Annotated in this window: 24 protein-coding genes; 21 read left to right on the top strand and 3 right to left on the bottom strand. The window is 41.0% G+C overall.

All coding sequences use genetic code 11. The annotated features are described in order from the left end of the window. Genes LEPBI_RS06280 through ispG form a run of 3 tightly spaced genes read right to left on the bottom strand, consistent with a single transcriptional unit; the run spans position 1 to position 5,010 of the window. A complete protein-coding gene (locus tag LEPBI_RS06280; protein WP_012388274.1) occupies positions 1-1,254 on the bottom strand; it encodes a hypothetical protein in 1,254 nt (417 codons plus the stop codon). Then, entirely contained in the window at positions 1,251-2,939 is a 1,689-nt protein-coding gene (locus LEPBI_RS06285) for a DUF2339 domain-containing protein (protein ID WP_012388275.1), read from the bottom strand. Before LEPBI_RS06285 ends, LEPBI_RS06280 begins: the two co-directional genes overlap by 4 nt. Positions 2,940-2,982: 43 nt before the next feature. After that, a complete protein-coding gene (ispG, locus tag LEPBI_RS06290) occupies positions 2,983-5,010 on the bottom strand; it encodes a (E)-4-hydroxy-3-methylbut-2-enyl-diphosphate synthase (protein ID WP_012388276.1) in 2,028 nt (675 codons plus the stop codon). Between the two features lie 140 nt (positions 5,011-5,150). Between ispG and LEPBI_RS06295 the strand changes: the two genes are divergently transcribed. The 21 genes from LEPBI_RS06295 to LEPBI_RS06395 all read left to right on the top strand — a co-directional run bounded on the left by LEPBI_RS06295 (position 5,151) and on the right by LEPBI_RS06395 (position 24,420). Further along, positions 5,151-5,435: a hypothetical protein gene (locus LEPBI_RS06295; RefSeq protein ID WP_012476224.1), complete on the top strand. Its 285-nt coding sequence runs from the start codon at positions 5,151-5,153 to the stop codon at positions 5,433-5,435. Further along, positions 5,432-6,493: an A/G-specific adenine glycosylase gene (mutY, locus tag LEPBI_RS06300; RefSeq protein ID WP_012388278.1), complete on the top strand. Its 1,062-nt coding sequence runs from the start codon at positions 5,432-5,434 to the stop codon at positions 6,491-6,493. Before LEPBI_RS06295 ends, mutY begins: the two co-directional genes overlap by 4 nt. Positions 6,494-6,523: 30 nt before the next feature. Further along, positions 6,524-9,229 (top strand): HAMP domain-containing sensor histidine kinase, encoded by a 2,706-nt coding sequence (locus tag LEPBI_RS06305; protein WP_012476225.1) that lies wholly within the window; start codon positions 6,524-6,526, stop codon positions 9,227-9,229. A gap of 15 nt (positions 9,230-9,244) precedes the next feature. After that, on the top strand, positions 9,245-9,661 hold the full coding sequence (locus LEPBI_RS06310; RefSeq protein ID WP_012388280.1) for a response regulator: 417 nt from the start codon (positions 9,245-9,247) through the stop codon (positions 9,659-9,661). Positions 9,662-9,682: 21 nt separating this feature from the next. Further along, the gene (locus LEPBI_RS06315) at positions 9,683-9,958 is read left to right on the top strand and encodes a Smr/MutS family protein (protein ID WP_012388281.1); all 276 of its coding nucleotides are present in this window, start codon (positions 9,683-9,685) and stop codon (positions 9,956-9,958) included. Continuing rightward, entirely contained in the window at positions 9,955-11,490 is a 1,536-nt protein-coding gene (cimA, locus tag LEPBI_RS06320) for a (R)-citramalate synthase CimA (protein ID WP_012388282.1), read from the top strand. The genes LEPBI_RS06315 and cimA overlap by 4 nt, the downstream gene beginning before the upstream one ends. Beyond that, positions 11,487-12,053 (top strand): aminoacyl-tRNA hydrolase, encoded by a 567-nt coding sequence (pth, locus tag LEPBI_RS06325; protein WP_012388283.1) that lies wholly within the window; start codon positions 11,487-11,489, stop codon positions 12,051-12,053. Before cimA ends, pth begins: the two co-directional genes overlap by 4 nt. A gap of 65 nt (positions 12,054-12,118) precedes the next feature. Continuing rightward, positions 12,119-12,703: a YqaA family protein gene (locus tag LEPBI_RS06330; RefSeq protein ID WP_049755998.1), complete on the top strand. Its 585-nt coding sequence runs from the start codon at positions 12,119-12,121 to the stop codon at positions 12,701-12,703. A 1-nt stretch (position 12,704) separates the two neighbouring features. Next, positions 12,705-12,926: a hypothetical protein gene (locus LEPBI_RS06335; RefSeq protein WP_012388285.1), complete on the top strand. Its 222-nt coding sequence runs from the start codon at positions 12,705-12,707 to the stop codon at positions 12,924-12,926. A 1-nt stretch (position 12,927) separates the two neighbouring features. Next, complete coding sequence (locus LEPBI_RS06340) at positions 12,928-14,187, top strand: replication-associated recombination protein A (RefSeq protein WP_012388286.1); 1,260 nt, start codon at positions 12,928-12,930, stop codon at positions 14,185-14,187. A 115-nt stretch (positions 14,188-14,302) separates the two neighbouring features. Continuing rightward, entirely contained in the window at positions 14,303-14,680 is a 378-nt protein-coding gene (locus LEPBI_RS06345) for an NADH-quinone oxidoreductase subunit A (RefSeq protein WP_012476226.1), read from the top strand. Beyond that, on the top strand, positions 14,671-15,231 hold the full coding sequence (locus LEPBI_RS06350) for an NADH-quinone oxidoreductase subunit B (protein ID WP_012388288.1): 561 nt from the start codon (positions 14,671-14,673) through the stop codon (positions 15,229-15,231). Before LEPBI_RS06345 ends, LEPBI_RS06350 begins: the two co-directional genes overlap by 10 nt. Next, entirely contained in the window at positions 15,228-15,749 is a 522-nt protein-coding gene (locus LEPBI_RS06355; RefSeq protein WP_012388289.1) for an NADH-quinone oxidoreductase subunit C, read from the top strand. The genes LEPBI_RS06350 and LEPBI_RS06355 overlap by 4 nt, the downstream gene beginning before the upstream one ends. Positions 15,750-15,765: 16 nt before the next feature. Continuing rightward, entirely contained in the window at positions 15,766-16,986 is a 1,221-nt protein-coding gene (locus LEPBI_RS06360; RefSeq protein ID WP_012388290.1) for an NADH-quinone oxidoreductase subunit D, read from the top strand. After that, on the top strand, positions 16,986-17,474 hold the full coding sequence (locus tag LEPBI_RS06365; RefSeq protein WP_012476227.1) for an NADH-quinone oxidoreductase subunit NuoE family protein: 489 nt from the start codon (positions 16,986-16,988) through the stop codon (positions 17,472-17,474). Before LEPBI_RS06360 ends, LEPBI_RS06365 begins: the two co-directional genes overlap by 1 nt. A gap of 1 nt (position 17,475) precedes the next feature. Beyond that, positions 17,476-18,747: an NADH-quinone oxidoreductase subunit NuoF gene (gene nuoF, locus LEPBI_RS06370; protein WP_012388292.1), complete on the top strand. Its 1,272-nt coding sequence runs from the start codon at positions 17,476-17,478 to the stop codon at positions 18,745-18,747. Between the two features lie 15 nt (positions 18,748-18,762). Then, on the top strand, positions 18,763-19,833 hold the full coding sequence (gene nuoH, locus LEPBI_RS06375) for an NADH-quinone oxidoreductase subunit NuoH (RefSeq protein WP_012388293.1): 1,071 nt from the start codon (positions 18,763-18,765) through the stop codon (positions 19,831-19,833). Beyond that, positions 19,812-20,429 (top strand): NADH-quinone oxidoreductase subunit J family protein, encoded by a 618-nt coding sequence (locus LEPBI_RS06380; protein WP_041769742.1) that lies wholly within the window; start codon positions 19,812-19,814, stop codon positions 20,427-20,429. Before nuoH ends, LEPBI_RS06380 begins: the two co-directional genes overlap by 22 nt. Then, positions 20,426-20,746: an NADH-quinone oxidoreductase subunit NuoK gene (gene nuoK, locus LEPBI_RS06385; protein WP_012388295.1), complete on the top strand. Its 321-nt coding sequence runs from the start codon at positions 20,426-20,428 to the stop codon at positions 20,744-20,746. The genes LEPBI_RS06380 and nuoK overlap by 4 nt, the downstream gene beginning before the upstream one ends. A gap of 4 nt (positions 20,747-20,750) precedes the next feature. After that, a complete protein-coding gene (gene nuoL / locus LEPBI_RS06390; protein ID WP_012388296.1) occupies positions 20,751-22,679 on the top strand; it encodes an NADH-quinone oxidoreductase subunit L in 1,929 nt (642 codons plus the stop codon). A 1-nt stretch (position 22,680) separates the two neighbouring features. Further along, complete coding sequence (locus LEPBI_RS06395) at positions 22,681-24,420, top strand: complex I subunit 4 family protein (protein ID WP_012388297.1); 1,740 nt, start codon at positions 22,681-22,683, stop codon at positions 24,418-24,420. Position 24,421 lies beyond the last annotated feature (1 nt).

The following is a 24,421-nucleotide window of genomic DNA, read 5'->3' on the forward strand; positions in this document are numbered from 1 at the left end:
TCAATTAGACAGTTCGACGGATGCAGTTTCCTTCACCACAAGGCGTTTTGACTTTAAGATGGAAAAAATAAAAAAGAGTAGGGTCAAAATTCCTAAGTAAAACAAGGTTGTTGTGATATAACCAGATATAGGTGGGTAGATCAAACTATATCCAAATTCAGGATTTTGAATTTCATTTCCTAATTTTCCCGAAATTGGTGTTTTTTCTCGTAGGTCTTCCTCGGAAGGGTAGGTATAGGGGTCAAAATTTGCCGCCCATTGGTAAGGATTTCCATAATACAATGTGTAAAGAGAATCTTTTGAGACATTGTCAGCAAAGAATAAAATTTCCTCTAACGGTTGTACGGTGATCACTTCCTTTAGATGGAGGGTTTCATTTTCTCCGTCTTCAATTTGAATGGTAAATTCTGAACTTAGTGGTGAAGAAACTGGAATTTCGGTGAAGTTTCCGTCTTTTTCTGTATGGTTGATGGTTCCCTGGAATACGGTCTCCCATTCCTTTTTATTGATTTTTCCGCGAATGGTGACGTAACGTTCCCAATTTTTTTCTTCGAAGGAAAGTTTGACTGTCTGAAAACTACTCTGGTTTTGATTTGGAAAGGAGAATAGGACAGAATTTTCTTCGAGGATGGGACTTGGGATTTGGTGTGTCCTTTCAAAATATAAGTTCTTATTTTCTTTGGACCTGGTAACCGATGGAAATTTGAGATTGGAACCTGTTTCTACTTCTAGGCGAAGATATCGGTATTTCGTATTTCCTAAATCAATTTCACCAGAGGATTGGGAACCATATTTATATAAAAAAACATTTTTAGTCTCAGAAAATTTGTCTGGATTGTCACCTAACTTAAGTGTGATGGATGTTTCATAATCGTAAGCGCTTGATACAGTCAATTTAGAATAACTCATTCCTTCGGGAAGTTTCGGAAGTTCTAAAACGTAAATTTCCAATTCATCCTTTTTGGTAAAAAGTAATTCGGGTTTGAGTTTTTCTGTGAACTTACTGATTTCTTCCGCATTTTGAATCTTATAGGGAATGATCTCTCCTCCTTTTGTCAATCGAAGGTCTCCATAATACGAATGTTTATAAAACTCTTCATCTAATAATACTTTTATGATTTGGTTTTCTCCGTTTTTGTTAGAAATGGAGATTTCTTTTTTATACTTAAAGTTTTCGACTGGAAGTGGTCTTGCAAAAACCGTCGACTGAGAAAATAGAATCACGATAAAAGTGAAGGAGTAAAATTGGTTCATGTGGTTTCCTTTTTGATTCGATTGTAAAATGTTCCTGTAACGATGAGTGTGATTCCTAAAAACAAACCCGCTAGGATGCGGTATCCAAGGGATAGGTTCCAAAAATCGTACAAATAGAATTTGGCGACAACAAGTGCCAGGGAAACAAATCCCGCCACTTTTAAGGATTGGATCTGTTTTTGGAATCCAAAGACTAGAGTGATGAGTCCATAGAAGATCAAACTAATGGAGTATAAAAAGAGTCTTTTTTCGGGAGCAAATCCTAAATAAATTTCCACAAAGTTTCCTAACAAAAAGTAAGGATAGGCAGAATATAAAAAGAATTTGGAAAAAGGTGAAAACTTTCTGCTATAAAAATAGGAAAGTAGAAGATACAAACTTCCTGTAAAAAAGATAAAAAACCTTCCGTTGAGAAAAGGGATTTCATTAAACGAACGATAGGTGAATGCAAAAATATAAAACAAGGCAAAAAACCAAACAGGAAAGGTTGCCAAATACATATAGAGTTGTTTGGAATAGGTGGCAGCCATTGTCACAACAAAAGCAAAACTAATGAGGCTAAATGCTAACGTTTTTCCAGTCAGTCCCATTACGATCACACTGATGATCAGTGGTAAACCAAATAGGCCTATGATATCGTAGAGTTTCTTTTTGTTAGTGGTGAGTGAGTTGTCTTCAATTGATCTTTGGTAGATGGCATAAAAAACAATCAGAACTAAGGTGAGTAAAAATGGTTTGAGTGTGGGGTAAAAGATTCCAAAAATCCAAAACGCCTGTAAAAATCCAAGTCCTAATGTAAAACCAATGCTTACGAGTGTTAGGATGGGGTTTTCTTCGATTGTGTTTTTTAAGATTTGGAATTCACGAATCAAAAAGAGGAGATACACGCCTATCTGAAACACCAATGGGAAAAATACCTTGGCTTCATTTAAATTCCCATCTGCCCATGCGGCAAAAATGAGATGGTTTGCCAATAGGATGATGAGGGGAACAGCCTTCCAAGGCATTTCCTTTCGGATCCAAAAAAATAATGCATTCCAAATGAGTAGATACGTGAATAAAAATGGATAAGAGTTTTGGCCAGTGGAAACTAAAATGGGAGCAAGGAACACTCCTAAACTCGCAAATCCAAATAACACTTCACTTTTTTCCGAGTAGGACAATCCAACAGCAGTTAGGCTAAGCAGGATGAGACCCACAAAACAGGTTTCTGTGCCATACAAATCATACCAAACATAACCGGAATAATAGGCTGAAAATAGAACCGCGATTCCGAGACCAAGTAAACTCGGGGAAAGGTAGGGACGAGTTTCTTTTGTTTTATGACCATACCATAAAATGGGTAGGGAAGATATAATTCCGATCCAAATGCGCACGGATTCATTGATCCAATACTCTTCAATGGCCAAATAGAAAAACCAAACGGAAGCAAGGATGAGTGAAAACACACCTAGTTTGACAAATAGATTTTGGCCTATCCATTGGATGAACCAATTGGGACCTTCTTCTAATGATACCGTATCTTTTTCTTCTATAACGGGTGTTTGTTTTGGTAAACCAAGTGTGACACTAGAAGAAGTGGCCTTTGATTCTCCAAATGAAAGGACTTTTTCTTTTAAGAAAAAAAGTTCTTTCTCCATGGATTGGATTTTAGATAAAATTTCTTTTTTTTCTTTTTCTTCCACCTGGATGAGATTACAGATAGAAGAATCGAATGGATACTATTTTTTATGCTGGATCGTTCCACATTCCATTTTCACGGATGAGTTCGATGAGTAAATCGGGAGCTTCTGTTTCCGAGACTCCTTTTTTGACAATTTCCTTTCCTTTGTAGAGGTGAACCTTACCGACCCCGGCCCCCACATAACCAAAATCAGCATCTGCCATCTCACCTGGTCCATTCACAATGCAACCCATGACAGCAATTTTTACGCCTTTTAAGTGGCCGGTTTTTTCTTTGATTTTTGCCGTTGTGGATTGTAAGTCAAACATCGTCCGCCCACAAGAAGGACAAGAAATGTATTCTGTTTTGGTCAATCGAAGGCGCGTGGCTTGTAAAATATCAAAACTCAAATGCAAACACTCTTCGGCCTCTCCATCACCAAAAGAAAGTCTGATGACATCTCCAATCCCATCGAGTAAACTTCCTCCGGCTTTAATGGAGGCATCATACATCAATTGGTCTTTGTTTTTTGCAGAAACATTCAATACAATAGGGTAATCTGATTCTTGCAAAAGGCAGGCAAGTTTTCGTAATGAGAGAAGGTCTCCATCACTCACAGAAAATAAAATATTTTCGATTTTTCGTTTTTTACATTCTTTTAAAACTACAGTCGCCTGTTCTATGTGAGTGGATGAAAAAGTCCATTCCACCGAACGTTTGTCTTTAGCAAATCGGGACACAAACTGTAAAAGGTCATCCCAAGATTCTTCAGACTCTTTCAAAAATAGAGATGGTGAAATTACCCATTTTTGGAATCGGTACAAGTCTTCTGCAAGGGCATCATATTGGTAGAGAAGCTCCTCGGAAAGTGAAACAGAAACCGGCAAAGGAAAAGAACCTCTTCTTGTCATCGTCCCAAGAGAGAGTAAATCCAATTCGGAATTGATCTGGAAATGCATGAGTTCAGGAACACGGCCTGATTTGGCGCCCCTTTGGATGAGATGGAGGACTTCTTCTTCGGTTCCCTCGCCAAAAAAAGGAAAACAAGATTCGATTCGCACCGGATTTGAGTCTCCGATTTTACTTTCGCCAATCATAAGTTCTTTGGAATAAAAGCGTGAGTATTGGTAAGGGTCTCTGAACTCAGTATAAATGATTTCCCTTTCTTTTGGGATAGAATTTTCTTTTGTCGTAAGCGATGCAAAAAAGAGATCATTGTATTTGCGGACCAGTTCCTTGGCAACGGGGATTTCATGGATGGCATCTTCTGTGAGAGACACTCGAACCGTATCACCAAGTCCATCTTCAAGTAAACTTCCAATCCCAATGGCAGACTTAATCCTTCCGTCTTTTCCATCCCCTGCTTCCGTCACACCTAAATGTAAGGGATAATCCATTCCTAAATCATAAAAACGAGCCACTAACATACGATAGGCTTGGATCATCACTTGGGGATTGGATGCCTTCATGGAAACAACAATGTCACGATAAGAATTTTTTTCGGCAATCCGAATGAATTCTAAAGCAGACTCCACCATCCCAAGGGGAGTGTCTCCAAATCGGTTCATGATCCGGTCGGATAAACTTCCATGGTTGGTTCCAATCCGCATCGCCACTCCCAATTCTTTGGCTCGGAGGACTAGGGGAGTGAATACTTCTTCTATCCTTGCCAGTTCTTCGTGATAGTCATTGTCTGTGTATTCGATGATTTCAAATTTTTTTTTGTCAGCAAAGTTTCCTGGGTTGATTCGCACCTTTTCTACCCATTCCACACATTTTAAGGCAACTTGTGGTGTGAAGTGAATGTCTGCCACAAGAGGGACTTTTAATCCGAGTTCTTTCATCTTTTTTCGAATATTGGGCAAATTATCTGCGTCGGCTTGGCTGGGAACTGTTAGGCGAACAATCTCTGAACCAGCTCTTTCCAAATCCATAATTTGTTGGATACTTGCATCCGTATCTCTTGTGTTAGATGTGATCATGGATTGGACACGGATGGGGTTTTTCCCTCCGATTCCAACGTCTCCCACTTTCACTTCCCGAGTGGGACGCCTTCTGTAGAAAAATGGTGATTCGTTATATTTGGTGCTCATTTGAATCTTATGTTCTCATTATCTAGAAAATTAAATTCGAAATTTTGGGCAAGCAGTATGAAAAAAATCTGAGACTTTCAATTTCACTCCCTCCCAAACCGAAAATCTATTTAGGAAGAAACCCTGGGCTTTTTTAACCAATGAACACGGAAGTAAAACAAGGATTACAACGCAAATACCAAGTACAGGTGACTGTGGCAATTTACCGTGAGGGAAATTTGTCCTATAAAAGTGAAATTTTATCCCCTGCCTATTATGATAAAAGACAAGAAGCTCGCGACCATATCCGTCAAGAAATCCGCGAACGTTTGGCCCATTCCAAATTCTTCCGTTCTACACGTTTGGACTATGATTTAGTTCGATACACGGAAGAGGGAAGTTGTAATACCTACCTCCGTTATAGCATCCAAGATTCGGACACTTGAACCCACAAAAGAAACTCCGCGATTGGTATCTTTTACACAAACGGGATTTACCTTTTCGTAAAAAGAAACAAGCTTATCCCATTTGGATTTCGGAAGTGATGTTGCAACAAACGAGGGTAGCCGCGATGTTACCTCTCTTTGAAAATTTTGTAAACCGATTCCCAAACCCAGAAAGCCTTGCAAAAGCGACTGAAGAAGAAGTCCTTTCTTTTTGGAAAGGACTAGGGTATTATAGTCGTGCTCGTAATATTAGAAAGGCTGCAATCCAAATTGTCCAACAATACAACGGCTCTTTTCCCAAAGACTTAGATTCTGTATTAAAACTTCCAGGCATTGGTAACTATACAGCACGTGCGATTTTATCAATCTCCTATGATTTACCTTTGGCAGTTCTAGATGGAAACGTAAAACGTGTTTTGTCACGTTATTATGGTTATACGAAAAATATTCTCGGACCTCAAGCGGAGAAAGAATTACAACTGAAGGCAGATGGGTTTTTGAACCTAGACTTTCCTGGAGACCATAACCAAGCGGTGATGGAACTTGGAGCTACCATCTGTTTGCCAGAGTCTCCCAAATGTTTGGTTTGTCCTTTGATGGATGGCTGTTATGCAAGGATCCATGGAAAAACAAAAGAGATCCCCCTTCGAGAAAAAAAACAAAAACAAGTGCTCCTAACTGGTGAGATTTGGGTCATCCAACAAAAAAATTTGATCCTTCTCATCAAAGAAAAAAAGAACCGGTTTTTAAAAGGGATGTTCCATCTCCCCTCTGGTTTTTTAGGTGAAATTCCAAACAGTGATTACGCGCCGTCTCCTTTTTTTCATTCCGTGCAATCGGAATACAAGGAAACTCCATCCAAAGGAAAGTTCAAACACACGATCACTTATCATAAATTAGAATATTCGGTTCATCTCGTGAATTTAAAAGAACCAAATCAGATCCAATCGTTATTAGCTGGAAATGATCTCGAATCCAAATGGGTAGAAGTATCGGATTTAGAATCTGAGTTCCCATCTTCCCTCGCAAAGAAAGTAAAAAAGATTTTGCTTTACTAATTCAAAAATACCTCTTACGATTTTTTGGCTATGGCAGAGATCATCATTTGGTTAGAGTTATTCATTTCCAAAATCCCTTTGCCAATCTTAGAAGTCTGGGGAAGGTTTTCGTTTTTACTCGGTTCGATGATTGCCATTTTTGCCTTTACCGGTTTTACCTTTCGGAATGGAAAACAGTTCCGAATTTCCAGAGAGGTTTGGACTTGGAACCTCAAAAGTTTTTATTTTTTTCTCATCACCTTTGTTTCCATTTTTGTGACAGGGTATCTTGGTAGTTCCATTGTACTCATCCCTGGTGCACAAACCTTAGAAAGCTTAAAAGACTTATCAGTCTTCCTATGTTTGAATTTTTTTGGTTACCCTGCTTTACTCGCCGTTCCCTTTGCCTACGGACTTTCTGATTTGATCGAAGGAGTTCCTCCTGAATTTTTATGGGACTGGTTACCTGGATACTTTATCAATCCATCTCTTTTTTGGATCTCTTACCAAATGATCGGAAAATCACCAAACTTTCGTAATGTGAGAATTTGGGTGTATTACCTTATCTTTGTTTTTCTATTTTTGTTATTAGAACCATTTTTATGGGGATTCCTTTGTTCCAAACAATTTGGCCCGGAAATTTCCTATCATACCATTAGTTCTGCTTTGATTTTTACTACGGGCATCACTTGGATCCTTGCACCTTTGGTTACGTTTTTACTGTTTCCAATTGTCAAACGTTTTGGATACTTCTGGGCTAAAATTCCATTACAGGTAAAAGAGGTGAGTATCACCGAACCAAGACTCATTTGGTTATCTTCTTCAGAAAATTTGAATCCAACAGATTCGTTGGCAAATGATCGCACGGGGATTTCATTACAATTATTTATCGTTGCACCGTTTGTATGTTTGGTTTTGTTTTTGGTGGGGATTACATCCTATGTGACCTTAAAGAATGCGGAATTGTCTGCCTACCAAATGGTAGAAATCTTACACAAACAATGGTCAAAAAACATCCGATTACAATTAGCCGAATTGGAAACAAACACGGGAGAGATCACTTCCCAAAAAGAGGCACTCTCTCAAATATTAGAAACATCCGTAGTGAATCCGCAAGGAAGAATTTTTTTACTCGATTCACAACTATCTCTCATATCCAGCTTATCGAACGAACCAAAATCCTCGCGACTTCTGGAAACCCTACGAGTCGAATTAAAAAAACAAGCAAGTGATATCCTATACCCCGAAACACGATTGAGTTTTTCTGTTGTCACCAAAAAACCACTTTCCAGAGAAAATTGGAATGCGAATGTCTCACGTTATGCGGTCTCCAAAACAAAGGAAACGATTTACCTTGTGACTCTTTTCCCCTATTCGTTTTATCTGAGTGGGGTGTATACGGGGAATAGTGAGTCAGCGATGGTATTTGCTTGGGCGATTTTACTCAGTTTGATCCTTGCTGTGATGCTTGCCGAACTTGTGACAAGGCCCATTTTGCGATTTTCCAGTGCTTCCAAGTCATTGGCAAAAGGAGACTGGGACTTTCCTGTGGGCGAAAGTATGATTGCGGAACTACGTGGCCTTTCGGATGCCTTTCGGTTTATGTCGAGAGAACTTAAGTTCAGTTTTGAAAGGGTGAGTGCAAGCCAAAGGATGGTGATGGAAACAAACACAAATTTAGAAAAAATTGTGAATGATCGCACCTTGGCTCTTATGGAAAGCAATCGAAACCTACTTGATACCATTGAAACGAAAGAGCGGATCTTACTCGACCTTCACAATACACAAAACCAATTATTACTCAGTGAAAAATTGGCGGCTCTTGGACAATTTGCCGCAGGGATCACACACGAATTGAATACACCACTTGGTGCCATCTCCTCCAGTGTTCGCGCCATGTCCGAGATTTTAAAGAAAGATGTCTCAAATCTACCTTTATTTTTAGAAACATTAGACCATGACCAATTAAATGATTTTCAAACCTTACTCATGTTAAGTGTCAATTTTGGAGATCGAAGCTCAGGTCTTATGAGCCGTGCAGAAAAAAAAGAAAGATTGGCCTTACTCCAATCAAAGAATATCGAATACCCTGATGAGATTTTAGACCATTTAACATCGATTGGAGTCACAATCTGGGATTCCCAAATTTATGAAATCATCCAAAAACCAGGAGCTCATCTCATCCTTTCAAATGTTGTCACATTGGGAAGTTTGTATCGATTGGTGTATGTGGTCCAATCAGCTACGGAAAAAGCCTCACATGTGGTGAATGCCCTCAAACATTATCTCTATACAGACCAATTGGTGGGGGATTCTAACACACAACATGTAAACATTCCTTCCGAACTTGATTCGATTTTGACACTTTACCAAGCCAAAATCAAAAAAGATGTGGAAATCATTAAGAACTATTTTACATCTGATTCTTGTTTGGCGGATCGCGATAAACTCAATCAAGTATGGATTAATTTGATCAATAATGCTTTACAAGCAATGGACTATAAGGGTAAAATCAAAATCTCTGTAACCTCAGAATCAGATTTTATATTAACATCGATTAAGGATAATGGGAAAGGGATCGATCCAGAAATCCAAGATAAGATTTTTTTGCCATTTTTTACGACAAAAAAACATGGGGAAGGGATCGGGCTTGGGCTTGACATTTGTAAACAAATCGTGGAAAAAATGAATGGAAAAATTGATTTTATTTCGGATCCTTCTGGAACTGAATTTCGTGTCTACATACCAAGAGTCTAAAGAAGGGGAAAACGTTTGAATTTATCACAGATCAAAAATGAGAAAAATGCCATTCTATGTGTTGATGACGAACCCATCTTACTTCTTTCTCTCGTACAAGAACTAAAACGAGAAATTGGAGGCAGTTACACTTATGAAACTGCCCAAAACCCAGAAGAAGCAATGGAAGTGATCGATGATCTCTGCCAATCAGGAGTGGAAGTCATCCTGATTTTGTCCGATTGGCTCATGCCAGGCATGCGTGGGGATGAATTTCTCATCAAAGTCCACCAAAAATACCCTCATATCAAGTCCATTTTGATTTCGGGTCATGCCGATCGGGACGCCATCAACCGCGTCAAAGAAGAAGCCAAAACCTACGCCATTTTTTCCAAACCTTGGAACACCAAGGAACTTTTGGATGCAGTTCGTTTCTGTTGCAATTTGACCTAAGTCCATTTTTTTGGACTTAAGGTGCGTACCATCTACATCCGCAAACTCCGATTCGAAGAAGCTCGGATCAAACTCGAAAGGGAACTCCATGATGCCTTTATGGATGGGGAAACCTATGTCGAAATCCTTCATGGAATCGGGGAAGGTGTATTACGCCGGATGGCGATTGACTACGTAACCACTTGTGGGTTTCTGAAACTAGTGGAATCTGATCCTATGTTTCGACAAAATCCTGGGAGTACCCTTGTGGAAATCCTTGCTCCTTCTAAAGAATACATCAACCGATTGAAAGCATGACAGAACCAAATTCCAAAATTCAAATTTTAGACGTAACATTACGTGATGGGGAACAAACCAATGGTGTGTCATTTTCTTGGCAACAGAAGTTAAACATCACGAAACACCTATTAAAAGATCTAAAGACGGACCGAGTCGAAATTGCCAGTGCTCGAGTGTCTCCTGGTGAATTTGAGGCAGTCCAAAAAATCATCGAATGGGCAAAAGTTGAGGGACTCACTGATCGAATTGAAATTTTGGGATTTGTTGACTTTGACAAAACCGTTGAGTGGATGAAGGGAACTGGTGTCAAAGTATTAAACCTCTTAACAAAAGGGTCACTTAACCACCTAACAAATCAACTTCGGAAAACTCCTGAAGAACATTTTAATGATATCAAACAAACTGTCGAAGTTGCTGTAAAGGCAGGGATCACTGTGAATGTTTATTTGGAAGACTGGTCAAATGGATACTTACATTCCAGAGACTATGTCATCCAATATCTAAAAACAGTTTCAGAATTTCCTATCAAACGTTTTTATCTCGCAGACACACTTGGTGTCATGTCACCAGAAGAAGTGAAAAAGGCTGTCACTGATTTAGTATCACTCTTTCCAAACTTATGGTTTGAATTCCATGGCCATAACGATTATGATTTGGCGGTGGCCAATTGTTTGGAAGCCGTGAAGGCTGGGGCGCGAGGCCTCCATGTTGCTGTCAATGGTCTTGGAGAAAGGGCTGGCAATTCTCCATTGGAAGCAGTGGTGACTTCCCTCCATGACAAAACCAAATTTAGAACCTCCATCGTAGAAAAAGAAATCACCAATGCCTCTAGGCTTGTCGAAGTGTTTTCAGGAAAACGTATTTCAGACAACAGGCCGATTGTGGGAGAAGATGTGTTTACCCAAACCGCGGGTGTCCATGCCGATGGAGATAAAAAAGGAAATTTATATGCCAATCCCATCCTCCCGGAACGGTTTGGACGCAGTCGTGTCTACGCATTAGGGAAGTTAGCTGGGAAAGCAAGCATCACTGAAAATCTAAAACAACTCGGAATGGTACTCTCTCCTGAAATCGAAAAGAAAGTGTTGGAACGTGTGATTGAACTCGGTGACCAAAACAAAACCGTCACAAAAGAAGATTTGCCATACATCATCTCCGATATCTCTGGTGAAAATTTAGAATCCAGTTTCCGCATTGAGTTTTGTACTGTGACAAGTGGGATCGGTGTGAAACCCACAGCCGATGTAAAAGTCAAATTCCAAGGAAAACTTTTGGAAGCAAAAGGGGAAGGGGATGGCGGTTATGATGCCTTTATGAATGCACTGGGAAAAATCTTAGAAACTCTAAAGATCCAAATTCCAAAACTCTACGATTATGAGGTAAGGATCCCTCCCGGTGGGAATACCAATGCCCTTGTGGAAACTGTCATCACTTGGAAAAAAGATGCGGACATCCATCCGATTCGCACCATAGGCATTGACTCCGACCAACAAGTGGCTGCTGTAAAGGCAACCGAACGAATGTTACATATTGTGCTTGGGAATTTATGATTCACTTTTTAATCGTAGGGCTTGGAAACCCTGGAGACAAATACAAACATACCCGCCATAACATCGGATTTATGATCTTGGATCGTTTGGCTACTGAGTTTGGTGTGTCTTTTAAGGACGCTAAAAAATACGCTGAAACCACCTACTCTTGGGAAGGGGATAAAATCCATTTACTCAAACCCTTGGAATTTATGAATCTTTCTGGCAAAGCAACCCAAACCCTTGCCAATTTGTATAAAATCCCACCCTCTCAAATCCTAGTGGTCCAAGACGAAGTGGACCTACCCTTTGGGAAAATCAAAAATAAAATAGGTGGGGGAACCGCAGGTCATAATGGTCTAAAAGACATCGTGGCAAAACTTGGTTCACAAGACTTCCATCGGTTGCGTTTCGGGGTTGGCAAACCGGAAAAGGGAGGAATGGAAGTGGCAGATTTTGTATTGCAAAATTTTAATGCAGAGGAACGGAATACCCTTGATTCCCTCATCACGGAATCCGTTTCCAAACTACAAGATTGGATCCGAACAAACCGCACCCTCATCCAAAAGGAATCCCGGTCATAAATGAAATTTGTTATTTTGGTGCGATCGAATGCTAACTTAGGATCATTCCAATGGGGACGAAACCGATGACGAAAGAAAATGATCCATCGATCAATTTAAAACGTCTCATCCTCCAAACGGTAGGATCGATAGTCTTAGTACTTGTGATTGTGTTTGGTCTCGCCTATTTTTTTCGGCAAGAGTTACTCGGGTTTAGTGAACACTTCGTACGGATGTTTGGGTTTGTCGGACTATTTTTTGGTATGGTACTATCCGATAGTTTACCTGCTTTTGTCCCACCCGATGCCTTTCTTATGCTTGCGATCACAGGTGAGATGGATCCATTAAAAACCATCTTATTTATGTCAGTTGGTAGTATCATCGGTGGAAGTATCGCCTATTGGATTGGACTTTACCTCATCCCACGTTTCCATTTGGGAAGGCAGATGGTTTTACACTATGAAGACAAACTCCTCCCATACATTCGCAAATACGGATTTGGTGCTGTCGTTCTCAGTGCCCTCACACCCATTCCTTATTCCTGGATGGCCTATACAGTGGGCACATTTAAGATGCCATTTCGATTGTTTTTTTTAGGTTCTCTCTTTCGGTTTGTGCGAATCTCTGTTTATTTTTATGCGATGTACATTGGTTGGATTACGGGAGGGTAAAATGTCCGAGGATCGTTTGTTTCCTAGATCAGTGGATGAAGTGATTTTGGAAAAGGTGAGGTTTTTCTTTTTACCGGATCGGACTGCTGCCTTTGTGAAAAATTTGGTCGAGGGGAAGGTTTCAGAGAGATCACTCATCTGTTGTAATTCCGGTTGTGATGTTTGTAATGAAACCATATACAATTGTTATGTGGCAGTGAAAAAAGAATTGGGAATACATTAAATTGGATTCACTTTTTTCAAATTCAAAACAGGTGCCACTCGCCCATTTGGTGCGACCCAAAACATGGTCGGAATTTGTGGGCCAAACCAAAGTGGTGGCGGCACTTCGTTCCATCACAAAACCCACCTCTATTTTGTTTTACGGTCCACCGGGGACAGGGAAAACAACTCTCGCACACCTCCTTGCTGAGTCTTGGAAATTAGAAAAACGGTATTTGAGTTGTGTGACAAGTGGAGTGAAAGAAGTTCGCGAAGTTTTAGAAGAGGGAAAACGCCTCGGAACCATTGTCCTATTTTTAGATGAAATCCATCGTTTCTCTTCTTCCCAACAAGATGCCTTGTTGTCGGCTGTGGAAGAAGGGGAGATCATCCTCATTGCCGCCACAACTGAAAATCCTAGTTTTCGAGTGAACAAAGCCCTCCTCTCAAGGATGCTTGTTTACCGACTGACAACTCTTACTGAAGAGGAAGAGGACCAAATCTTTTTGTCATGTTTAGAAAAACAAAACACAAACCGAACCATCTCGGAAACGGTAAAACAGGAACTCTTTCGAAGGAGTGCGGGGGATGCAAGAAAACTCCTTGGGTATTTGGAACGGATCCTTTTTGCCACAAAGGAAGGAGAGGCCATTACTGATGAAAGGCTTTCTGAAATTTTAGGTGATACCCTTGTCACTTATGATAAAAATAGTGAAAGCCATTACGACATCATTTCCGCCTTCATCAAGTCCTTACGAGGCAGTGACCCAGATGCCGCATTATTCTATTTGGCACTCATGCTCGAAGGAGGAGAAGACCCACTTTTTATTGCCCGGAGGCTTGTGATTTTTGCAAGCGAAGATGTGGGGAATGCGAGTGTGCATGCCCTCCCTCTTGCCATCGCTACTTGGCAGGCTGTCGAACGAGTGGGAATGCCCGAAGGTAGGATCCCCCTTGGCCAATGTACCACCTTTTTGGCTTCCGCACCTAAATCTAATGCGAGTTATGTGGCAATCAACCAGGCCTTGTCCTATGTGAAACAAAGGAACCGTTCCTTCCAAATCCCAAATCACTTAAGGAACGCACCCACCGTGACGCATAAAAACGAAGGAGCGGGAGTCGGATACAAATACCCACATGATTTCCCAGGACATTTCCTGAAAGAACGATACTTCCCGGAGTCCTTTTATCCAAACCCTCCTTCCTTTTATGAACCCACAAACCAAGGGATGGAAAAAAATCTGAAAGAACAATTGGAGCGTTTGTGGGGGGACCGTTATTGAGAGTTTATCTCAAAAATTGGACTTCTCCCTACAAATCTCGAAAAATACACGAAAACAAAGGGGAAATTCTTTCTCATCTTGACAACTAACCCCTTTCATGAGAGCATTTTCATACATGGGATCCGCACCGGATAGTTTTGCACCAATCCTCTTACAACTTTTGCTCGGAGTCGGTTTCTCCGCTCTGATCTTATCTCTGGCCTTTCTTTTAAACCCAAAGAAAAAATCGAAACCCCAAGATACATTCGAATGTGGTGTGACGTATTATGGAGATGCGAGGGGACTGTTTAATATCAAGTTTTATCTTGTGGCAGTTCTTTTCATCCTCTTTGATATTGAGGCTGTGTTCTTATACCCGTGGGCCGTCAATTTGATTGGTTTCAAAGAAGCGGGTTTGGGTACGTTTTTTCTTTTCGAAATGTTTTTCTTTTTACTCATCTTAGTTGTGGGTCTATATTATATCTGGAAAAAAGGAGCACTGGAATGGGATTAACAGAAACACTATCCAAACCAGGCGAGATGTTTGGTGATATGTTCCAAGTTGCCACACTCGACAATGTCGTGCAGTGGGGGCAAAGTTTTTCTTTATGGCCTTATCCTTTTGCCACAGCTTGTTGTGGGATTGAATACATGAGTACGGCTTGTGCCGATTATGATATTGCTCGGTTTGGAGCCGAAAGACCATCTTTTTCTCCACGCCAGGCCGATATGATCTTAGTGCTTGGGACCATCACTTATAAGATGGCTCCCGTATTACGCCAGATATACGACCAACTTGCAGAACCCAAATTTGTGATCTCTGTGGGAGCCTGTGCCTCATCCGGTGGAATGTTTCACACCTATGGTGTGTTACAAGGTGTTGATCGAATATTACCCGTGGATGTGTATGTTCCAGGTTGCCCTCCAAGACCAGAAGCCATTCTTGATGCACTCGTAAAGCTACAAAAAAAAGTACAAAGCCAAGGATTGGAAGCACGTCGCCAAGAAGTCATGAGAAAGATCGAAGAGATCAATGAACGTAACAAACCCCTCGTAGTGGCATGAAAGAAAAACTTACCGAATTCATCACAACCCGATTTGTGGATTGTTTACTCCCGCAAAGGGACATAAACACGAATCTTTTGTACTTCAGCATCCAAAAAGAAAAACTCCCTGAAGTCGTTCGCACTTTAAAAGACCACCCTGAGTTTGCGTTTTCTTTTTTGAATGACCTCACTTCCATTGACTGGCTCGGAAAACGAGAACCTAGGTTTGAAGTGATTTACCTCCTTCGCTCCCCAAAACTTGGTCACTTTCGTTTGCAACTCAGAGTGCCCGTAGGGGAAGGGGAATCGGTTCCAAGCCTTTCCGAAATTTTCCCTGCTGCCAATTGGCCTGAAAGGGAAGTATTTGATCTTATGGGAATTCCATTTTCAGGTCATCCTAGAATGGAAAGACTCATCATGCCTGATAATTTTGTAGGCCACCCACTTCGAAAGGATTATCCATTAGAAGGCCCTGGCCAAGACTATCTCATTGAAGACCTACTGACCATTCACGTAAAAGAGGATATTACCGGTTAGGCGGTAAACAATCATTATGGTAATGTACGAAAAAACAGCCGAACACTTCGGCCAAAAATTCAAAGACCTACCAGAAGGTCATTTACTTGTCAACTTAGGGCCAAGCCATCCTGCCACACATGGAATATTACAAAACGTAATCCAAATTGATGGAGAACGAGTGGTGGATACAGAATCCGTCATTGGGTATGTGCACCGTTGTTTTGAAAAGTTAGGCGAACGTTATGACTACAACCAGTTTTTGGTTTGTACTGATCGCATGAACTACGTATCCACTCCACTCAATAATATTGGATGGATCCTCACTGTCGAAAAGATGATGCAAATCCAAGTGCCCGATCGTGTGACCTATGTTCGGATGATCATCTCGGAACTTTCTCGGATCATGGACCATATCATCTGTAATGGAATTATGGGTGTGGATCTTGGTGCCTTTTCTGGACTTTTACATCTTTTTCATCATAGAGAGAACATTTATCAAATTTTAGAAAAACTCACTGGGGCACGCCTCACCACAACCTTTTGCCGAGTGGGAGGAATGGAACGAGATATTTATCCGGAATTCCAAACAGAGATCAAACTCATTTTAAAGGGCTTAAAACCAGCGTTAGACGAATTTGAAGAACTCCTCATTCGTAACAAAATTTTTAACGAAAGGACAAAGGGCATTGGCGGGATTTCCGCAGACAGGGCCATTGCTTATGGATTTTCGGGTCCTAATTTACGGGCAGCAGGTGTTCCTTGGGACGTGAGAAAAGATGACCCTTATATGTTTTATGATAAGGTAAATTTTGACATCCCTGTGGGAGAAGATGGTTCTGCTCTTGACCGAACCTTGGTTCGTATGGAAGAAATGCGTCAATCCATGAAGATCATCGAACAGCTGATTGACGGGATCCCTGAGGGACCTTATCATGCCGATGTCCCTCATAGTTTCCTTCCACCAAAAGACCGAGTGTACCATAATATGGAAGAACTCATTTATCATTTTAAAATCATCATGCATGGTGTAAAAGTCCCACCAGGAGAATACTATCATGCCACTGAAGCGGCCAATGGAGAGCTTGGATTTTATGTAGTGTCCGAAGGGGATAAATCACCTTGGCGAGTGCATGTAAGACGGCCTTGTTTTTGGTACTACCAGGCATTTCCGGAAATGGTGAAAGGTGGTTTACTGGCGGATACTATCGCCACCATGTCATCGCTCAATGTCATCGCAGGGGAGCTTGATTGTTAATGGCGTATCAATTTTCACAAGAATCCGAAACAAGGTTCCAAAGGCTCATCCCACAATTCCCAAGCAAACGTTCTCTCATTTTGCCCTGTTTATTTTTGTTACAAGCTGACAAGGGTTTTGTGGACACAGAAGGCATGCAGTACATTGCCGATCGAATCGGCGAACCAGTGTCCTTAGCACACGTTCACGGTGTGGCAACCTTTTACACCATGTACAATAAAAAACCAGTTGGGAAGTTCCACATCCAAATTTGTGCCAATATTTCCTGTTACCTGGCTGGTTCCGATTCCATCACAGAACATGTATGTTCCAAATTGGGAATGAAGAAGGGTGAAACCACAAAAGACAAAAAATACACCGTGGATGAAGTGCAGTGCCTCGGTGCTTGTGGATTTGGTCCTGTTGCCCAAATCAATGACAAATATTATGAAAATTTAACTCCAGAATCCATCGAAAAGATTCTTTCTGAATTGGAAAAAGAAGGATAACATGGGACTAAAAACCTTACTTACAACTCATATTGATGCTTCTGATTCGCATACTTTGAAACACTACCAGTCGGTCGGCGGATATGAAAGTCTAAAAAAGGCACTTTCTGAAATGACCGCCGAACAGATTGTAAACGATGTAAAGAACTCAGGACTCCGTGGTCGCGGTGGTGCTGGTTTTCCTACGGGAAACAAATGGGGATTCATTCCCAAAACAGACAAACCGAAATACTTAATTTGTAATGGCGATGAAGGTGAACCTGGAACCTTTAAAGATAGGATGCTCATTGAACGTTTCCCTCATATGCTCATTGAAGGGATGGCCATTGCCGCAAAAGCAATCGATTCTCACCAAGGGTATATCTACATCCGAGGTGAATTTCACAAGGGCATTCGCATTGTAGAAACTGCTGTGGAAGAAGCATACAAAGCAGGCCTACTTGGAAAAAATATCTTTGGCCTAGGTTATGATTTTGATTTAGCTGTGTATTCAGGAGCAGGTGCTTATATCTGTGGAGAAGAGTCAGCTCTTATCAATTCACTCGAAGGCCGGAGGGGCCACCCACGTTTGAAACCTCCGTTTCCAGCAGTTTCAGGGCTTTATGCGTGCCCAACGGTTGTGAACAATGTCGAAACATTTTGTAATGTGCCACATATCATCCGTATGACGGGCGAGGAATACAAAAAAATTGGAACCGAAAAATCTCCTGGCACTCGTCTCTTTGCGGTGAGTGGTCACGTCAAAAAACCAGGGATTTATGAAGTGGAAATGGGTACTCCGATGAAGGAACTCATTTTCGATATTTGTGGTGGGATCAAAAACGATAAGGATCTCAAGGCTGTGATCCCAGGGGGAAGCTCTTCTCCCATCCTAACAAAAGACGAAGCGATGACTGCCACGATGGATTATGAATCCATTGCTTCTCTCAAATCGATGTTAGGATCTGGGGCAGTGATCATTTTGTCGGAAGAAGCAGACCTTGTGGAAACCACATACCGATTGGCAGAATTTTATTCACATGAATCTTGTGGCCAATGTACACCATGCCGCGAAGGAACCCATTGGGTCAAAGATCTACTTCATAAAATCAAAAAGGGAGAAGGGACTGAAAAAGATGTGGAACTCATCTTCTCTCTTTCAAGGAATATGGAAGGTGGCACCACCATTTGTCCGTTAGCGGATGCGTGTGTGATGGCAGTTCGACCAACCATGACAAAATTTAAGGAAGAGTTTTCTCTTCGATTGAAAAAGGAAGTGAGTGTTTCTCACTAAAGGTCACCAAATACGATGGACTGGGCTTTAATTCTTGCTTGGGGGATCAAAATCCTCTCATTATTTTTTGTAATCCTTACTGGTGTTGCGTATTATACCCTCGCTGAACGTAAGTTTGCTGGTTTTATCCAAGATAGGCCAGGCCCAAACAGGGCAGGTCCTTTTGGAATTTTCCAACCTTTGGCGGATGGGATTAAGTTTATCGCCAAAGAAGAAATTTTTCCAAAGAATGTATCCAAAGGGATGTATCTGCTTGCTCCGACCATCTCCATGACTTGTGCGATTATGGCTTGGGCCGTGATTCCATTCGGGGGAACACTCCCTGCACCAGAATGGCTTACGACGCTTACGGGTGTAGCCACAATCGACTTACAAATTGCAAACCCAGATTCTGGTGTTTTGTACATGCTTGCCATTTCATCCCTTTCTGTTTATGGAATCATGATTGCGGGTTGGTCGAGTAACAACAAATATTCGTTACTCGGTGGAGTTCGCTCGACAGCACAGATGATCAGTTATGAACTTCCGATGGGCCTATCCATAGTCGCCATTGTGATCATGACGGGTTCACTCAAACTCACCGACATCAGTGACTCTCAAAAAGATATGTGGAATATCCTCTCTCCGCCTGGTTTTGTTGCCTTTTTTATTTATGTGACTGCGATGTTTGCCGAAACCAATCGTCTGCCATTTGACCTTGCGGAAGCGGAGTCAGAGCTTGTGGTGGGTTTTCATACAGAGTATGGCGCTTTTAAATTTGCACTCTTTTTTCTTGCGGAATACATGAATATGATCACCATGTCGTGCCTCACCACCTTACTGTTCTTTGGTGGATATAATGTACCGTTTCAGCTCGGGGCAGGGTCAGAATACCAAGCCTTCATCGGACTTGGGTTTTTTATTCTAAAAGTATTGTTTTTTGCCTTTTTGTTCATTTGGGTGCGATGGACCTTACCTCGCTTCCGTTATGACCAACTCATGAAACTCGGTTGGAAAAAGATGATCCCTTGGGGCCTCTTTGTTGTGATGTTTGCCTCCATTTACACTGTGTATTGGAAGGAAGGATGGATGAAATTATTTATATGAACCTAGAAACCTCTCCTTCCCTTTTGTTATTTGTATTTTTTGGCACAGTGACTGTGGTTACGGCCTTAAGTGTGGTCTTTCAAAAAAATCCAGTGGTATCGGCTGTATCTCTTGTGTTTACTTTTTTCGCTTTGGCTGGAATTTATGGAATCATGGGGGCATTGTTCATTGCCACCATGCAAGTGTTAGTGTATGCAGGTGCCATTATGGTGCTTGTGGTGTTTGTTCTGATGTTACTTTCCCAAAGAGCAGAAACACTTTCACGATACCGTAAACACCCGATTCGATTGGTGCTTTTGAGTGTATTTGTTCTTGGATTTTTTTTCCTATTGTATTCGGCGCTAACGACTGGAGTTCCACATTCGGAACAAATGGGAAAGGGATATGAAAATGCAGAATACAACTTTCCCATCCAAGGCACATCCACAGTGAATGCAAAAGGAAATGTGGCAACTGTTGGTGCATCCACTTATTTAGACTATCTATTGCCATTTGAAATGATCTCCATTTTACTTTTGGTGGCAGTCCTTGGGGCAGTAATCCTTGCCAAAAAGAAACTCACTGAAGCCGATCAAACAAAGGATACAGTTTTATGAATCAGATCATTAATGGGATTCCTGTTACCTACATCCTTGGACTTGCTGGAATTCTTTTTTCCATTGGTGTCCTTGGGGTCCTCATCCGACGAAACATTGTCATCATCTTTATGTCTGTGGAACTCATCCTAAACTCAGTGAATTTAGTGTTTGTTACCTTTTCCAAAGCACTTTCCCACATCAATGGCGAAACCATTGTGTTTTTTGTGATGGCAATCGCTGCTGCGGAAGCGGCGGTGGGTCTTGCACTCGTCATCGCTATTTTCCGGCATAAAAAATCCACAAACGTGGATGAACTCCAATCGATGAAATGGTAATCCTATGTTAGATTTATTTCCAATTGTTGTCCTACTCCCACTCCTTGGTTTTTTACATAATGGCCTATTAAAGGACAAAATCCCACATCGTTTTGCAGGTGCGATCGGAACGTTAGCAGTATTCATTCCTTTTCTCATCACCTTAGGTGCGTTTAACGAATTTAATCCAATGGAAAGAACGGCTCCTCATTTGGTCTCTGTCTTTGATTGGATTGTGATTGGAAATTTTAAGTCTTCATTTGGATACCAAATTGACCAACTTTCATTGTATATGACACTTATCATCACAGGCATTGGGTCACTCATCCATTTGTATTCGATGGGGTACATGAAAGGGAATAAAGGTTACAACAGATTTTTTGCATATTTAAATCTTTTTATCTTTTGTATGTTAAACCTAGTGCTAAGCGACAACTTAGTTTTAACCTTCCTTGGATGGGAAGGTGTAGGACTTGCTTCTTATTTACTCATTGGGTTTGATTATGATAAAGTTTCCGCGGCCGAAGCGGGGATGAAAGCCTTTATCCTCAATCGAATTGGAGATGTGGGTTTTATCTTAGGGACTGGATTTCTTTTTTGGTTAGGTGGAAGTTTAGAATACCTAACTTTACAAACCAATTTGAGTGGGCATTCGAATCTTTCTGAGTATGCCAACATCATTGCCCTCTTTTTCTTTATTGCCGCTATGGGGAAATCAGCTCAAATTCCACTTTATGTTTGGTTACCCGATGCGATGGCAGGTCCTACGCCCGTATCAGCTCTCATCCATGCGGCAACCATGGTGACGGCAGGGGTTTTTCTCATTGTCCGGCTCAATTTTGTGTTTTACCTCGCACCCGAGACTTCTTTTTTCATCGCTTGCATTGGAGCTTTAACAGCACTTTTTGCTGCGACCATTGGTATCCTACAAAACGATATCAAAAAGATCCTTGCATACTCCACCGTATCACAGTTAGGTTTTATGTTCCTTGCAATGGGTAGCATGAGTTATGTGGCGGGACTTTTTCACTTGATGACGCATGCGTTTTTCAAAGCCTTACTTTTCCTGGGAGCAGGTTCTGTGATCCATGCCCTTCATCATGAACAAAACATCAAACACATGGGGAAATTATTCGGAAAAATCAAAATCACTTCGATCACGTTTTTACTAGGAACTTTGGCGATTGCTGGATTTTTTCCCTTTTCTGGATTTTTTTCAAAAGACTTAATTTTGGAAAAAGCATACACATACGGGGCCTATGGTTCTATCCTTTGGACCATGGGAGTGGTTGCCGCTTTTTTTACTTCGTTTTATATGTTCCGGCTCGTGTTTGTTGTGTTTTTCGGAAAAGACAATACAGACTCACACCACAAAATCCATGAATCTCCTTGGACCATGACCTTACCTCTCATGATCCTTGCCATCGGTGCTGTTTTCGCTGGTTTTTTACAAACCCCACATTTCTTTTTGCAGATTGATACTTTGGAACGTTATTTTGCTCCTGTGTTAACAAGTGGATACCAACTGGCAATAGGGAAGGGAACACTTGCCAAACACATTGAGTTATCTCATAACATTGAATTTTCACTCGCAATGTTTTCTGTCATCATCGCAAGTATCGGATTTCTATTGGCATACTTTTTATACCAACGAAATCAAAATCCTATCCTCGAAGAACATACAGGTTTTCGAAAGATCCTATTTCATAAATACTACATTGATGAAATCTATGAAGTTCTTTTTGTGAAGCCCTTCGTGTTTGTTTCCAAAGCCATTGCCTATTATTTTGATACCAAAATCCTCGATCGTTTTTTTATCGGGATTGGTGGAAGTTTTGGCGTGATTGCAAATGGACTCCGTCGATTACAATCCGGGTTCATTGGTGATTATGCGTTGTATGTTGTCCTTGGTACATTTTGTATCTTGGCCTATCTTTTGACAAGGGGGGTGTAAGGTGCCGGATCAAATTTTATCCATCATTATCTTTTTACCAATTGTTTCCACATTTCTCATCGTAATCCAAAAACGCGTGGGGGCTGTGGTCGTGATCTCGGCTCTGTCTTCTGCCTTTACGACAATTTTGTCTCTTGGTTTATTCTTCTTTTATGATGCTTCCAAAGCAGGATTACAATTTGTCCATTGGATTCCGGATTGGATTCTTTCTGGCAAACTCAGCGTAGATTACCATGTGGGACTTGATGGAGTATCGCTCCTTTTATTTGCTCTCACCACCTTTATGTTTTTTCTTTCGAGTATTGCCTCTTGGTCCAATATTCCTAAAAAAATCAAAGAATTCCATATCTGTTTGCTTGTCCTAGAAACGGCGGTTCTCGGTGTTTTTGCGTCTGGGAATCTTGTCTTATTTTATGTGTTTTGGGAACTCATGGTACTTCCCATGGTCCTCATGATTGGAATTTGGGGTGGAGAAGAAAGAACAAAAGCCGCACTCAAATACTTTCTATTTTCCATGGCTGGTTCTTTGTTTATGTTAGGTGGAATCCTGACTTTGTATTTCAAAACAGGGAAAACATCCATTGAGTCATTATCAACCGCAAGCCTTGCTTTGTATTCGGAACCCTTACAATGGTTTTTGTTTTTTAGCTTTTTTCTTGCCTTTGCGATCAAAATCCCACTTTTTCCTTTCCACACTTGGATGCCGGATGTCCATACCCAAGCACCTACTGTTGGTTCGGTGGACCTTGCTGGTGTTTTATTAAAAATTGGTGCTTATGGATTCATTCGATTTTGTATCCCATTTTTTCCCGAACAAAGTTTACTCTCTCAAAATGGAATCCAGATCCTTGCCGTGATTGGGATTGTGTATGGGTCTATGGCTGCCCTTGTCCAAACTGATATCAAACGGATCATTGCGTATAGTTCTTTGTCTCACCTTGGGTTTTGTATCCTTGGGATTTTTTCTTTTACCACAGAAGGAGTTGTGGGAGGGATGTTACAAATGGTTTCCCATGGAATTTCCACTGGTATGATCTTTCTTATGATCGGGATGATTTATGAACGTGCCCACACAAGAAACATTTCCGAATTTGGTGGCCTAGCAGGGCAGATGCCAGTGTTTTCTACCTTCTTTTTAATCGCCGTACTTTCTTCCATCGGACTTCCTGGAACGAATGGGTTTGTTGGTGAGTTTCTGATTCTCATCGGTGCCATCAAATCCAATGTTTGGCTTGGTGGGATTGCAGCCACGGGTGTTGTTCTTGGTGCCTTATATCTATTATGGTTTGTAAAACGATTCCTATTTGGGGTCAGTAAAACAATCCAAGCAAAACCTTATAAAGACTTAAGTTTTCGTGAAATTGGAATTTTAAGTCCACTCGTAGTGTTGATTTTTTGGATTGGATTGTATCCAAAACCTTTCCTTTCCATATTAAATTCCTCTTCGAATGTGTTTTTGAATTCCGCATCGGTTGTGACCATTGAAGAAAGAAAACACATCCAAAAAGATTTTTTAAGCCAAAACGACCAGAGGTTATTTCCTGATTATCTCAGTTTGGGAATGGAACCGAAGTCCTATGAAGAACGATTAGGCAAATTCCAATCAAAATTTGTCCTACCAAATTTTGGTTCCGCACAGTTGCCTCTTCCCAAAGTGGAAGAGGATTTAGAGAATTTAGAAAATTCCATCGAGTCAGATTTTGATTTGGAATTAGAACCGAACGAGAAAAAAGGAAACTAAC

The sequence above is a fragment of the Leptospira biflexa serovar Patoc strain 'Patoc 1 (Paris)' genome (assembly GCF_000017685.1).
In the GTDB taxonomy this organism is placed as follows: Bacteria; Spirochaetota; Leptospiria; order Leptospirales; family Leptospiraceae; genus Leptospira_A; species Leptospira_A biflexa.